Source organism: Sinomonas cellulolyticus (assembly GCF_014656475.1).
In the GTDB taxonomy this organism is placed as follows: domain Bacteria; phylum Actinomycetota; class Actinomycetes; order Actinomycetales; family Micrococcaceae; genus Sinomonas; species Sinomonas cellulolyticus.
This window is the reverse complement of the sequence record NZ_BNCM01000001.1, coordinates 120,575-134,298: the sequence shown is the minus strand read 5'-3', so window position 1 is coordinate 134,298 and position 13,724 is coordinate 120,575. Positions and strand designations below refer to the sequence as shown.

Genomic DNA, 13,724 nt, shown 5'->3' with positions numbered 1-13,724 from the left:
TGAGGTGCGCGAAAGGCCGGTGGCCGGTGCTCCCGAAGGAAACACCGGCCACCGGCCTTTCGCCCACAGTGTGAGTCAGTGCGCGTGGTCTCCGCGGCTGTACTCGAAGACCCAGCCAACCAGCGCGACCAGAGCGAGGCCCGCACCGATGAAGAGGATCCACCAGCCAACGGCTACTCCGAGGAAGCTGATCGCTGCGGAGGCACCGAGCATGAGCGGCCACCAGCTCCAGGGGCTGAAGTGTCCCTGCTCGCCGGCGCCCTCATGGATCTCGGCGTCCTCGCGGTCCTCAGGCCGGAGGCCGACGCGGCGGCCGGTGAGCATGAGGTACGAGCTGATCATGATCCCCAAGCCGAAGCAGAGGAGCAGGGCGAGGATGCCCACCCATTCCGTCCAGTGGGTCAGGAACCCGTAGACGATCGATACAGGGAGGAAGAACACGCCAACGATGGCGAAGATCATCGTCTCGATTTTCACTTGGCGGCGTCCTTACGCTCGGCGGAGAGGGCGGCAGCGGCCCCCGCGTGCTGCACGGCCCCGACGGCCGAGAGCTCGGGGTGGTGAAGGTCGAGCGCCGGACGCTCCGAGCGAATGCGCGGAAGCGAGGTGAAGTTGTGGCGCGGCGGCGGGCACGACGTCGCCCACTCGAGGGAGCCGCCGAAGCCCCAGGGATCGTCCACGAGGACCCTCTTCCCGTGACGGGCCGTGATGTAGACGTTCCAGAAGAACGGGATCATCGAGGCGCCGAGCACGAACGAGAAGATCGTCGAGAACTGGTTCATCCACTCGAAGTTGTCCTGCGGCAGGTAGTCGGCGTAGCGGCGGGGCATGCCCATGACGCCGAGCCAGTGCTGGATGAGGAAGGTTCCGTGGAAGCCGATGAGCAGCAGCCAGAAGTGGATCTTGCCGAGTCGCTCGTTGAGCATCTTGCCCGTCCACTTCGGCCACCAGAAGTAGAACCCAGCGAACATCGCGAAGACGACCGTGCCGAAGACCACGTAGTGGAAGTGGGCCACCACGAAGTAGGTGTCGGAGACGTGGAAGTCGAGCGGCGGTGAGGCGAGGATGATGCCGGTCAGGCCACCGAAGAGGAACGTGATGAGGAAGCCGATGCTCCAGAGCATGGGCGTCTCGAAGGTCAGCGAGCCACGCCACATCGTGCCGATCCAGTTGAAGAACTTCACTCCTGTCGGAACGGCGATGAGCATCGTCATGAAGGCGAAGAACGGCAACAGCACCGCACCGGTGACGTACATGTGGTGTGCCCACACGCTGACGGAGAGGGCCGCGATCGCGATCGTCGCGAAGACCAGGCCCTTGTAGCCGAAGATCGGCTTGCGGCTGAAGACCGGGAAGATCTCGGAGACGATGCCGAAGAACGGCAGGGCGATGATGTACACCTCGGGGTGGCCGAAGAACCAGAACAGGTGCTGCCACAGCACGGCGCCGCCGTTCTCCGGATCGAAGATGTGCGCGCCGAAGCGGCGATCGGCGCCGAGGCCGAACAGTGCCGCAGCGAGCGGGGGGAACGCCATCAGGACGAGGATGGACGTGATGAACGTGTTCCAGGTGAAGATCGGCATGCGCCACATGGTCATGCCGGGGGCACGCATGCAGACCACCGTCGTGATGAAGTTGACCGCGCCGAGGATGGTGCCGAAGCCCGAGAGCGCGAGGCCGAAGACCCACAGGTCACCGCCGACGCCCGGCGTGAAGGTGGTGTTCGACAGCGGGGCGTAGGCGAACCAGCCGAACGACGCCGCGCCCTGCGGGGTGATGAAGCCGGCGGTGGCGATCGTGGACCCGAAGAGGAAGAACCAGAAGGCCAGCGCGTTCAGGCGCGGGAACGCCACGTCCGGCGCACCGATCTGAAGCGGCATGATCACGTTCGTGAAGCCGGCGAAGAGCGGGGTCGCGAACATGAGCAGCATGATCGTGCCGTGCATCGTGAAGAGCTGGTTGTACTGCTCCTTCGTCTGGAGGATCTGCATCCCCGGCTCGAAGAGCTCGGCACGGATGAGCAGCGCCATCACGCCGCCGATGCAGAAGAAGACGAACGAGGCGATCAGGTACATGTACCCGATGGTCTTGTGGTCGGTGGAGGTGATCCAGTTGACGACGATGCGTCCCTTGGACGTGGGCACCACCGGTGCGCTCACGGCGCCCGCTGAGGGCGACTGTGTGTAGGTAGCCATGGTCCCCTACTTCTGGTTCTGGTTCGGGTTGCGGTCGTACTTCGTGTCCAGGAGGCCCTTGTCGAGACCAGCGAGGTGTGCCTGGAACTCAGCCTCCGGGACCACCTTCACGCGGAAGAGCATCTCGGAGTGGTACTCGCCGCAGAGCTCGGCGCACTTGCCGTCGTAAGTACCTTCCTTCTGCGGGGTGAAGTACATGTAGTTGATCTTGTCCGGGAACATGTCCCGCTTCTGCATGAACGCGGGGACCCAGAACGAGTGGACAACGTCACGGGAGGTCAGCTCGACCGTTACGGACTTGTTCACCGGCAGGTACAGCGTTGGGAGCGTGTTGAGGTCGATGGCCTGGCCGGTCAGCTGGGCCTGGACGCCGGCCTCATGCACGTCATCCTTGACGAGGCCGCCCTTCTTGTAGTTGAAGTCCCAGGACCACTGCTTGCCCACGACGCTCACCGTGACGTCCGGGTTGGTGTTCGGGTTGTCGATGGCGCGCTGGTCGCGGTCGGTGAAGTAGAAGAAGGTGAAGATGAGGAAGAGCGGGATCGCCGTGTAGAAGATCTCGATCGGCAGGTTGTAGCTGATCTGGCGGGGGAAGCCCGTGGTGCCCTTGCGGCGCCGGTAGGCAACGATGCACCACAGCATCAGGCCCCAGGTGATGACGCCGACGATCACGACCGCGATCCACGAGTTCACCCAGAGATCCGTGATGATCGGGGTGTTGCTCGTGGTGTTCCTATCGCCAGGCAGCCAGCCTCGCTGTACCTCGGATGAACATCCAGACAGAGCGAGCGCACCGACGACGGCTGCTGCCGAAGCCGTGATGATGCGAGTTCGCTGGCTGCTGGTTCGGTTCTGCGACCTCACAGACGGCCCTTCCTCTTGGTGCGTCGTTCCCTGTGGCAGCGCGGCAGGCGAGCTCCCGCGCATGGCACCGGGCGACATAGTTTTACTACTCGGTGTAGAGCTTACAGCTATCCCGCGCCAATATCCCACATGTTCCGCAGACGCGTCGGCCGCGCCTCGTATGGGCCTTTTCAGGTCCCATTCGAGGCGCGACCGCAACCGGCAGCGTCCGGAATCAGTGGAAGGAATCACCGCATGCGCAGGACCCCTGTGCGTTGGGGTTGTCGATCGTGAAGCCCTGCTTGGAGATGGTGTCCTCGAAGTCGATGGTCGCCCCGGCAAGGTATGGCACGCTCATCTTGTCGACGACCACTTCTACCCCGTTGAAGTCGCGCACGGCGTCCCCGTCGAGGAGCCGTTCGTCGAAGTACAGCTGGTAGATGAGGCCGGAGCAGCCGCCGGGCTGGACCGAGACACGCAGGCGAAGGTCCGTCCGGCCCTCCTGCTCGAGGAGGCTGCGGACCTTGTCGGCCGCAACGTCGGTCAGCTGGACCTCGTGCGAGGCAAGCGCCTCGGCCGGCTCATTGATTGCAGTACTCATTCCATACCTTCTCTCGCGCCCGGTGGAGGTCCTCCGCCGGGCCTCGTGTGGCTTCTATCCATGCTACGACCCAGAGGTCAGCACCTGCCAACCCCTTGAGCGGCAGGTCACAGGCTCGCTGGCGTCTCGGCGTGCAGTGCGGCCAGGAGGAGCGCCTCCGCAAGGATGCACTTCTCGAAGTCGCCGAGGTGGAGCGACTCGTTGGCGCTGTGTGCCCTGGAGTCCGGGTCCTCGACGCCCGTGATGAGCACCTCGGCATCCGGGAAGACCTCCTTGAGGTCTGCGATGAAGGGGATGGACCCGCCCATTCCGGTGCGCACAGCGGGGACGCCCCAGGACTCCCCCAAGGCCCACAGCACAGTCTGCGCCGCCGCGGAGTCCATATCGGCGCGGTAGGCGTTTCCCTTCTCTTTGGGTGTGAAGGTGAGGTGCGCACCGAAGGGGACGTTGGCCTCCAGATGCGCCCGGAGCGCCTCCATCGCTGCGTCGGGGTCCTGCCCCGGAGCCAGCCGCAGGCTGAACTTGGCCCGCGCCCGCGCCTGGATCGTGTTCGATGCAACATCGACGGAGGGGACGTCGATGCCGATGATGGACAGGGCAGGCCTGAGCCAGAGCCGGGCGGCGATGCTGCCGGTTCCAGCAAGCCTGACGCCGTCGAGAACGGCCGCGTCCCGCCGGAACTGGTCTTCGGGATAGTCGATGTCCGCGTCGTCCTGCGCCACCAGACCGGCAACGGCGACGTTGCCGTCGTCGTCGTGGAGGGTCGCGATGAGCCGCGCCAGAATGGTGGGAGCGTCCAGGATCGGGCCGCCGAACACACCGGAGTGGACCGAGTGCCCCAGAACGGCCACCTCGAACGTGCCGTCGGCAAGTCCTCGCAGGCTGGTGGTCAGCGCCGGCTGGCCGACGGCCCAGTTTCCCGAGTCCGCAACAACGATGATGTCGGCGGCGAGTTCCTCTCGGTACGACTCGAGGAACGCTCGGAACGACGGCGAGCCGAACTCTTCCTCCCCCTCGATGAACAGCGTCACGCCAAGTCCGAAGCGGTCCCCGAGGACCTCTCTTGCCGCACGGAACGCGGCGAGATGCACGAGCAGCCCGGCCTTGTCGTCGGCGCTCCCCCGGCCGTAGAGCCGGCCGTTCCGCTCGGTTGCGGCGAACGGCTCGGTCTCCCAGAGGGACAGGTCACCGGGAGGCTGCACGTCGTGGTGGGCGTAGAGCAGTACCGTGGGCTGGCCGGGAGCCGCCCGATGGCGAGCGACGACGGCGGGGCCGCCCTCGCTGCCGTCCGGCCTCGGGGCGCGGAGTATCTCGGCGTCGTCAATCCCGGCCGCGCGCACGAGCTGCAGGACTTCCTTCGCGCTCCGGTCGAGCTCGCTCTGCGGAAACGAGGGCCACGCGATGCCGGGCACTGCGACGAGGGAGGAGAGTTCGCCGACAGTCTCGGGAAAGCGGCGGGCGACGGCGGAGCGGAGCGCCGCGACATCGGCGTCGGCCACGCGGTGGGTCAGTTGTGAAGCCATGGCTTCACGGTACAAGCGTGTCGCCTGAGCATCAATGCCCTTTCCCAACGGCGGACCCGGGGCAGGCCAGTGGCGCGGTACCGGTATCCTTGAGGCGTGTTTGGACGTAAGAACGAGCCCGCCGCCGAGAGCCCCGGGCAGCCCGCCGAACCCGATGCCCCCCTTTCGGGCAAGGGTGCCCCCACTCCGAGGCGCAAGGATCAGGAGGCGGCCCGCAGGCGCCCGCTTGTGCCCACGGACCGCAAGGCCTCGAAGGTCGCCGAGCGCCAGGCGGCCGCGGAGGAGCGCCAGCGCGTGCGCCGCGCGCTCGAGACCGGCGATGAGCGGCACATGCCGTTCAAGGACCGAGGCCCCCAGAAGCGGTTCGCGAGGGACTTCGTGGACTCCCGCTTCAACCTGGGCGAGTACCTCATGTTCGCGGCGCTCGCGTTCGTCGTGATCTCGTTCATCGTCCCCCAGGCCGCCCAGGCGCAGGTCTACATCCTCGGAGCCTTCTGGATCGTCTTCATCCTTGTCTTCCTTGACACCTTCTGGCTCTCGCGCCAGCTCAAGAAGCGGCTTGTGGCAAAGTTCGGCGACGTAGAGCGCGGAACGGTCTGGTACGGCAGCATGAGGGCGCTGCAGTTCCGCCCGCTCCGGCTCCCGAAGGCCCTCGTCAAGCGGGGGCAGTACCCGAGCTGAGGCCACGGGCCACACAGAAGCGAATGCGCGGCGGCGCGGCACCCCCCGGGGGTGCCGCGCCGCCGTTGTCTGCCCGGTGCCCTTGTTGTGCCGGCAGCCTTTGTGCCGCGGCATCACCAGGGTGAGGCGATGGTCAGCGCTCAGCGCCCACCGCGGTGCGCGCTCCGAGCCTGCGGTTGATGGACGCCGCCCAGAACGGGCCCTCATAGAGGAACGCCGTGTACCCCTGCACGAGCGACGCCCCCGCTTCGAGGCGTTCCCGCACGTCGTCCGCCGTCTCGACGCCACCCACGGCCACGAGCGCAAGCCGGTCGCCGACCGCGGCGCGGAGCCGTCGGAGCACCTCGAGCGAACGCCCCTTGAGCGGCGCACCCGAGAGGCCGCCGGCCCCCGCCGCTTGCACCTTCTCCGCGGCGCTCACAAGCCCCTCCCGTCCGATGGTGGTGTTCGTCGCGATGATCCCGTCGAGGCCGAGATCCAGCGCGAGCCCCGCGACGTCGTCGACATCCTCGTCCGAGAGGTCCGGTGCGATCTTGACCAGCAGCGGCACACGGCGGCCCGCGGCGGCCGTGGACTCTTCGCGGACAGCCGTGAGCAGCGGCCGGAGTGACTCCACGCTCTGCAGGAGGCGCAGCCCCGGCGTGTTGGGGGAACTGACATTGACCACGAGGTAGTCGGCAACGGGAGCAAGCTCGCGGGCGCTGAAACGGTAGTCCTCGACGGCGTCCTCGAGCGGGACGGTCTTGGTCTTGCCGATGTTGACCCCGATGACCGGACGGGACGCGCCGTACCGCGCCTCGAGTGCCGCGCGCGCCGCGGCGATGCGAGGTGCGACGGCGCGGGCGCCGTCATTGTTGAATCCCATCCGGTTGACCACGGCCCGGTCCTCGATGAGCCGGAAGAGGCGCGGCTTCGGGTTGCCCGGCTGCGCCTGACCGGTGATCGTGCCCACCTCGATGTGGCCGAACCCCAGCTCGGCAAGGGCCTCGATGGCGCGACCCTCCTTGTCGAAGCCGGCGGCGAGGCCGAACGGAGAGGGGAAGACCACGCCGAAGGCCTCGGTCCGCAGCGCGGGCCCAGGGGCCGTGAACCGCTCGAGCGCCCTCCCCAGACCGCACGCGTGCACCGCGCGGATCGCCTCGAAACCGATGCGATGGGCGCGCTCGGCGTCCATCCACGAGAAGGCAGCACGGAAGAAGAAGGGGTAGAAGCGCATGGCACTAGTCTCCCATGGCCCTCTACCCTCGGAGGGAGGCAACGGAGCGAGGCGAGGGGGTATCGATGGCGCTGGCGTGGACCCCGGACTTCCTGGGGCGCGGCGTGGAGTCCGCCCCGCTCGGGCGGGGTCGGCACGGCGAGCTCGGCACCCTCATCCGATACCGCGCGCATCCGGACGACGGCGGCGTGGTCGCCGCCGGCGCTGGACCTGCGGGAGCGCTCCTGTACGTCCACGGGTGGAGTGACTACTTCTTCAACCTCGAGCTGGGACACTTCGCGGCCGGCCGCGGCTATGGATTCTACGCACTGGACCTGCCCGAGCACGGCCGCAGCATGGAAGCCGGCGAGATGCCCGGATTTGTGGGCTCGGCCGAGCACTACCTCGAGAGCGTCGGCGCTGCCGTGGCGGCGGTGAAGGCTGACGCCGGTGTGCCGCCGGTCCTCATGGGCCATTCGACGGGCGGGCTGGCCGCCGCCCTGTATGCGCAGCGCTTTCCGGCCGACCTCGCGGGGGTCATCCTCAGCAGCCCCTGGCTGGTGGCGCACGGCGGGGCCGTCGCGGGGAGGGTCCTGGAAGCGGCCCTCCGGCCGGTTTCGGTGCGGTGGCCCCGGCAGAGGCTCCCCCTGCCCTCGCGCGGCTACTTCTGGAGGGCCGTGGCCAAGGAAGCCGGCGGCGAATGGGAACTTCGCGAGGATCTGCGTCCCCGTAACGCCTTCCCGGTGCGGGCCGGTTGGCTGCACGGTGTGCTCGAGGGGCAGCGGATGCTCCGCGCAGGGCCCCGGCTCGACCTGCCCGTGCTGCTCCTGGCCTCGACGACCTCGGACATCGGGCCCGTCTGGCGGGAGAGCATGCGCGCCACCGACGCCGTGCTCTCCATCGGTCCGATGCGCCGTGCGGCGTCCCGGGTCTGCGTGCACCTTGAGGAGGCGCTGGTCGAGGGTGGCCTGCACGACGTGCTGCTCTCCCCCGCACCGGTGAGGAACGAGGCCTACGGCCGATTGGGGCGGTGGCTCGACGCGCTCTGATCCACGGCGCCCCCGTATCGGCGATCGCGCCGCGCATAGATCTCCACGGCCTCCCAGAGGGTGCGCCGGTCGACATCAGGCCAGAGGGTATCGAGGAAGACCATCTCCGCGTAGGCGGACTGCCAGAGGAGGAAATTGCTCAGCCGCTGTTCACCGGAGCTGCGCAGGAAGAGGTCGACATCCGGCAGATCGGGCTCGTCGAGGTAACGCTGGACCGTCTTCTCCCCCACGCTGCGCGCGCTGAGCCGGCCGGCCTCGACGTCGCGCGCGATGGCGGCCACAGCGTCGGCAATCTCTGCCCGGCCGCCATAGTTCACGCACATCGTCAGGTGGCAGACGGTGTTCTCGCGCGTGTACTCCTCGGCCTCCTCGAGCTCCTTGATCACAGAAGTCCACAGCTTCGGGCGCCGGCCGGCCCACCGGATCCGCACGCCCCACGAGTCGAGGGTGTTGCGCTGCCGCCGCAGCACATCCTTGTTGAACCCCATGAGGAAGCGGATCTCCTCCGGCGACCGCTTCCAGTTCTCAGTTGAGAAGGCGTACACCGACACGTACTCGATCCCGAGCTCGATAGCACCGGCCATCACGTCGAGAAGGGCGGGCTCCCCGGCCTTGTGCCCCTCGATGCGGGGCAGCCCCCGCTGGTTGGCCCAGCGCCCGTTGCCGTCCATCACGATTGCCACGTGCCGGGGAATGAACTCTCGTGGAATGTCGGGCGCGGTGGCACCGGAGGGGTGCGGGAAGGGAGCAATCGGGGCCGGGCGTTGGCCCCGGGTGGGCCGTGCGCGATGGGAGGGGGTGGTCGTCACGTGCTGGGTCACCGTTCGGTTCTGTGGGGTGGTCAGAGGGGGTCAGGGTCCTGCGGGCTCCCGCTCCACGAGCTTGAGGGAGCCTACCGCTCGCTCGAGGTGCCACTGGGTGTAGGCCGCCACGAGGCCGGCCGCCTCCCGCCGGTGGGGAGGCTCGGACGCGTCCGCCGTGGGCCAGTCCCCGGAGAGGAGCGCTGCGAGGAGGCGAACCGTCGCCGGCGCCGGGGCCGGGGAGCCAGGCGGTCGGCACGAGCTGCAGACGATGCCGCCGAGAGCGGCGTTGAAGGCCGAGTGCGGACCGGGCTCGCTGCAGCGCGCGCAGTCCGTGAAGCTCGGTGCCCAGCCGGCCGTGGCCAAGGCCCGCAGGAGGTAGGAATCCAGGATGATGCCCGGGGCGTGCGCTCCTCGGCTGAGGGCCGCGAGGGCGCCCACGAGCAGCGCGTACTGCGCGGCGGCCGCCTCCGCCTCCGACGCCGTCAGCCGCTCGGCGGTCTCCGCCATGGCGGCGGCGACCGTGTACCGCGAGTAGTCCGCTGCGATGGCCGCACCGTAGCTGGCCCGGGCGGCCGCCTGGCTCACGATGTCCAGCGACCGGCCGTGCACGAGCTGGAGGTCTGCGACCATGAACGGTTCGAGGCTGGCGCCGAAGCGGCTCCACGTGCGCCGCACCCCGCGGGCCACCGCTCGCACTTGGCCGTGCCCCCGGGTCAGGAGCACCACGATACGGTCGGCCTCCCCGAGCTTGTGGGTGCGCAGCACAACGCCATCATCCCGGTAGCTCCGGGAGGCAAACGTCGATTCGGGCACGGGATCCATTCTCCCACGCAACGCAGGACGGCGGCGGGAGCCGCCCCGCCGCCGTCGTGCGCTGCCTTACTCTAGGCCTGGGCGCGTCACCCTCAGGCGGTGACCTCCGCGTCGCGCAGCGCGCGGTTCACGGCGGAGATGACTGCCTTGAGCGCCGACATCGACGTGTTCGGGTCGATGCCGACCCCCCAGAGGACCCGGTCCCCGACGGCGCACTCGACGTAGGCGGCCGCTCGCGCGTTCCCTCCCTCGGAAAGGGCGTGCTCGCTGTAGTCGAGCACGCGGACGTCTACACCCTCGCCGGCGAGGATGTCCAGGAACGCCGCGATCGGACCGTTGCCGGTGCCGATGCGCTCGACCACTTCGCCGTCGACCTTGAGGGCCGCCGTGAGGGTCATGCTGCCGTCCTCGGCCGTGTCAGAGGTGACGCGGCCGAGGGCGTACCTGCCCCAGGCCTTGCCGTCGTCGCCCGAGGGCAGGTATTCGTCGCTGAAGATGCTCCACAGCTCGGCCGCGCTCACCTCGCCGCCCGCGGTGTCGGTGTGCCGCTGGACCACGCCGGAGAACTCGATCTGTGCACGACGCGGCAGGTCGAGGCTGTGCTCGTTCTTGAGCAGGTACGCCACACCGCCCTTGCCCGACTGCGAGTTGACCCGGATGACCGCCTCGTAGCTTCGGCCGAGGTCTTTGGGGTCGACCGGCAGGTACGGCACCTGCCACGTGAAGTCGTCGACCTCCTTCCCAGCAGCCTTGGCATCCCGCTCGAGGGCCTCGAAGCCCTTCTTGATGGCGTCCTGGTGCGAACCCGAGAAGGCGGTGAAGACTAGATCGCCGCCGTAGGGGACCCTCTCCCCCACGGGCAGCTGATTGCAGTACTCGACGGTGCGGCGGATCTCGTCGATGTTGGAGAAGTCGATCATCGGGTCGATGCCCTGGACGAACATGTTCAGGCCGAGCGTGACGAGGTCCACGTTCCCAGTGCGCTCGCCGTTGCCGAAGAGGCAGCCCTCGATGCGGTCCGCACCGGCCATGTAGCCGAGCTCGGCGGCGGCCACGCCCGTGCCGCGGTCGTTGTGCGGGTGGAGCGAGAGGATGATGCCTTCGCGCGGGTGCAGGTTCCGGCTCATCCACTCGATCGAGTCCGCGTACACATTCGGCGTGGCCATCTCCACCGTCGCCGGGAGGTTCACGATGACCTGGTTGTCGGCGCTCGCCTCGAAGACCTCGGCGACGGCGTTGCACACGCGCGCTGCGTACTCGAGCTCGGTGCCCGTGAACGACTCGGGCGAGTATTCGTACGTGATGTGGGTGTCCGGGATCATCTCCTGGTACTTCTTGCACAGGAGGGCCCCCTGGACAGCGATGTCCAGGATGCCGTCCTCGTCGGAGTTGAACACGACGCGGCGCTGGAGCACGGATGTCGAGTTGTAGAGGTGGACGATCGCCTGCTTCGACCCGGCCAGAGCCTCATACGTGCGCTCGATGAGGTGCTCGCGGGCCTGGGTGAGGACCTGGATGGTCACATCGTCGGGGATGTGGTTGCCGTCAATGAGCTGGCGGACGAAGTCGAAGTCGGTCTGCGAGGCGGATGGGAATCCGACCTCGATCTCCTTGTAGCCCATCTCGACGAGGAGCTTGAACATCTTGAGCTTGCGGGCCGGGCTCATGGGGTCGATGAGCGCCTGATTCCCGTCGCGGAGGTCAACCGCGCACCAGCGCGGCGCCTTCTCGATCCGCTTGTCAGGCCACGTCCGGTCCGGCAGTTCGACGGTGATCTGCTCGTGGAAGGGGATATAGCGGTGGACGGGCATCCCCGAGGGCTTCTGAGCGTTGCGCATGGTTTTACTGTAGGCCTTTCTTAGCGGACGATCCGTGGCGGCCGGGGCACGTGAAGACTCCGCGGCGGGGATCGGCCTACACCGGATCAGCGGCTAGAAGGCCCCGCCACGGCAGCTAAGAAGAAGCAGCGCGATGGGCACGGAAGCCACGATATCACTGCCTAAGATGAACCCACCTACTCAGGAGGCAAGATGACAAGCCCCACGCGACGGGACGCGCCGTCCGGAATCGACCGCCAGTACTTCGACGAGGGAGTCCGCGCTCAGGACGACCTCTACCGCCACGTCAACGGCGGATGGCTCAGCTCGACCGAGATACCGGCCGACAGGGCGCTCGTCGGAACGATGGTCCAGCTCCGCGACGAGGCGGAGGCGAACGTGCGCGCCCTCATTGAAGGGCTGGCCGGGTCGGAGCATGCGGAGGGCACCGACGAGGCCAAGATCGGCGCCTTCTACCGTTCCTTCATGGACACCGAGCAGATCGAGCGGCTCGGCGCCGCACCGCTGCAGCCCCTCCTTGAGGAGGTGGACGCGGTGCACGACGTCGCATCGCTCGTGACGGCCTCGGCCCGCCTCGGGCGCGGTGGCACAGAGGGGATCTTCGGCTACTACGCCGCACCGGACGCCGGCAACCCCGACCGGGTGATCCTCTACACGGGTCAGGGCGGCCTCGGCCTTCCCGACGAGTCCTATTACCGGGATGAGAAGTTCGCCGAGGTCCTGAGCGCCTACGAATCGTACCTGCGGGATGCCTTCGCGCTCCTCGGCTCGTCCACCGCAGAACAGGACGCGGCGGATGTCCTGAACCTGGAGAAGCGCATCGCTTCCCTGCACTGGGACCGTGTGACCCTGAGGAACCCCCAGAAGACGTACAACCTGCGCACCGAGGCCGAGGTGACCGCGGCGTTCGGGCACTTCCCCGCCTGGGCCGACGCGACCGGCGTCGTGCCTGAGGCGCGCGCGGAGCTCGTGGTGGGCAATCCGGAGTACGTCGAAGGGATCGGCCGCCTCCTGGAGGAGGCCCCGCTGCAGTCGTGGAAGCACTGGCTCACGGCCCATCTTCTCGGCTCCGCGGCCCCCTACCTGTCCGCAGTGTTCGTGGACCGCCACTTCGCGTTCTACGGCACCGTGCTTTCCGGCACCCCCCAGAACAAGGAACGCTGGAAGCGTGGTGTCGGGGCGGTCGAGGCCGGGCTCGGCATGGCCGTTGGCCGGCTGTACGTGGCCGAGCATTTCCCCGAGGGCCACAAGGCGGCGATGCAGGAACTCGTCGGGAACATCATCGAGGCCTACCGGCAGAGCATCTCCGTGCTGGGCTGGATGAGTGAGGAGACGCGCGTTCGCGCCCTCGAGAAGCTCTCCGCCTTCCGCGCCAAGATCGGCTACCCGGATGAGTGGATCGACTTCTCCCCCGTGGTCGTCGACGAGGCTGACCTCCTCGGCAACGTCCGCCGTGCCAACGCAGCGGAGCTCGATCGGCTCCTCGACGAGATCGGCAAACCCGCGGACCGGGTGAAGTGGCTCATGACTCCCCAGACTGTCAACGCCTACTATCACCCGCTGATGAACGAGATCGTCTTCCCCGCCGCGATCCTCCAGCAGCCGTTCTTCGACCCAGGCAATGACGCGGCGGTGAACTACGGGGCCATCGCTGCGGTGATCGGCCACGAGATCGGGCACGGCTTCGATGACCAAGGATCCCAGTTCGACGGAACCGGCGCCCTGCGGAACTGGTGGACCGACGAGGACCGAAAGGCCTTCGAGACGCTCACCGCGCGGCTCGTCGGCCAGTTCGACGTCCTCTCCCCCGCAGGGACGCCGGGCCACACCGTCAACGGCAGGCTCACGCTGGGCGAGAACATCGGGGACCTGGGCGGCCTCGGCATCGCGTACAAGGCGTACCTGCTCAGCCTGGACGGCGAGGAGGCACCGGTGATCGACGGCATGTCGGGCGCCCAGCGGTTCTTCGCCTCGTGGGCGGCGGTATGGCGTCAGGTCTGTCGGCCCGAGGAAACGATCCGCCGCCTCTCGATCGATCCCCACTCCCCCAACGAATTCCGGACCAACGCGATTGTGAAGAACCTCGACGCCTTCCATGACGCGTTCGGAGTGTCTGAGGGCGACGGCATGTGGCTCGCCCCCGAGGAGCGGGTCACGATCTGGTAGCCCGACGCGCCGCCGGC

The 13,724-nt window shown here is 67.9% G+C and carries 12 protein-coding genes; 3 read left to right on the top strand and 9 right to left on the bottom strand.

Translation table 11 applies throughout. The annotated features are described in order from the left end of the window. Positions 1 to 75: 75 nt before the first annotated feature. The 5 genes from IE231_RS00590 to IE231_RS00570 form a co-directional block, all read right to left on the bottom strand. Entirely contained in the window at positions 76 to 477 is a 402-nt protein-coding gene (locus IE231_RS00590; RefSeq protein WP_189691999.1) for a cytochrome c oxidase subunit 4, read from the bottom strand. Next, positions 474 to 2,195 (bottom strand): aa3-type cytochrome oxidase subunit I, encoded by a 1,722-nt coding sequence (gene ctaD / locus IE231_RS00585; RefSeq protein WP_189691998.1) that lies wholly within the window; start codon positions 2,193 to 2,195, stop codon positions 474 to 476. The genes IE231_RS00590 and ctaD overlap by 4 nt, the downstream gene beginning before the upstream one ends. Positions 2,196 to 2,201: 6 nt before the next feature. Beyond that, positions 2,202 to 3,059 carry an aa3-type cytochrome oxidase subunit II gene (gene ctaC / locus IE231_RS00580; protein WP_229866404.1) on the bottom strand — a complete coding sequence of 286 codons (858 nt, stop codon included), beginning with the start codon at positions 3,057 to 3,059 and terminating at the stop codon, positions 2,202 to 2,204. Between the two features lie 214 nt (positions 3,060 to 3,273). Next, positions 3,274 to 3,639 carry an iron-sulfur cluster insertion protein ErpA gene (erpA, locus tag IE231_RS00575; RefSeq protein WP_189691997.1) on the bottom strand — a complete coding sequence of 122 codons (366 nt, stop codon included), beginning with the start codon at positions 3,637 to 3,639 and terminating at the stop codon, positions 3,274 to 3,276. A 107-nt stretch (positions 3,640 to 3,746) separates the two neighbouring features. Next, positions 3,747 to 5,162, bottom strand: a complete 1,416-nt coding sequence (locus IE231_RS00570; RefSeq protein ID WP_189691996.1) for a dipeptidase — start codon at positions 5,160 to 5,162, stop codon at positions 3,747 to 3,749. Between the two features lie 96 nt (positions 5,163 to 5,258). Here IE231_RS00570 and IE231_RS00565 point away from each other — a divergent pair, with 96 nt between their 5' ends. Continuing rightward, a complete protein-coding gene (locus tag IE231_RS00565; protein WP_189691995.1) occupies positions 5,259 to 5,843 on the top strand; it encodes a DUF3043 domain-containing protein in 585 nt (194 codons plus the stop codon). A gap of 133 nt (positions 5,844 to 5,976) precedes the next feature. Here the strand turns inward: IE231_RS00565 and IE231_RS00560 are convergent, their stop codons facing one another. Next, complete coding sequence (locus tag IE231_RS00560) at positions 5,977 to 7,059, bottom strand: quinone-dependent dihydroorotate dehydrogenase (RefSeq protein WP_189691994.1); 1,083 nt, start codon at positions 7,057 to 7,059, stop codon at positions 5,977 to 5,979. A gap of 65 nt (positions 7,060 to 7,124) precedes the next feature. On the opposite strand from IE231_RS00560, the gene IE231_RS00555 reads away from it, so the two are divergent. Next, the gene (locus IE231_RS00555; RefSeq protein ID WP_189691993.1) at positions 7,125 to 8,087 is read left to right on the top strand and encodes an alpha/beta hydrolase; all 963 of its coding nucleotides are present in this window, start codon (positions 7,125 to 7,127) and stop codon (positions 8,085 to 8,087) included. On the opposite strand, the gene IE231_RS00550 is transcribed toward IE231_RS00555, so the two are convergent. The 3 genes from IE231_RS00550 to leuA all read right to left on the bottom strand — a co-directional run bounded on the left by IE231_RS00550 (position 8,051) and on the right by leuA (position 11,541). After that, positions 8,051 to 8,896, bottom strand: coding sequence for an isoprenyl transferase (locus IE231_RS00550; RefSeq protein WP_189692280.1), 846 nt, complete (start codon positions 8,894 to 8,896; stop codon positions 8,051 to 8,053). The two genes, IE231_RS00555 and IE231_RS00550, sit on opposite strands and share 37 nt — an antisense overlap. A gap of 42 nt (positions 8,897 to 8,938) precedes the next feature. Then, the gene (gene recO, locus IE231_RS00545; protein WP_189691992.1) at positions 8,939 to 9,703 is read right to left on the bottom strand and encodes a DNA repair protein RecO; all 765 of its coding nucleotides are present in this window, start codon (positions 9,701 to 9,703) and stop codon (positions 8,939 to 8,941) included. Between the two features lie 92 nt (positions 9,704 to 9,795). Beyond that, positions 9,796 to 11,541, bottom strand: coding sequence for a 2-isopropylmalate synthase (gene leuA / locus IE231_RS00540; protein WP_189691991.1), 1,746 nt, complete (start codon positions 11,539 to 11,541; stop codon positions 9,796 to 9,798). Between the two features lie 192 nt (positions 11,542 to 11,733). On the opposite strand from leuA, the gene IE231_RS00535 reads away from it, so the two are divergent. Continuing rightward, positions 11,734 to 13,707, top strand: a complete 1,974-nt coding sequence (locus tag IE231_RS00535; RefSeq protein ID WP_189691990.1) for a M13 family metallopeptidase — start codon at positions 11,734 to 11,736, stop codon at positions 13,705 to 13,707. Positions 13,708 to 13,724: the final 17 nt, after the last annotated feature.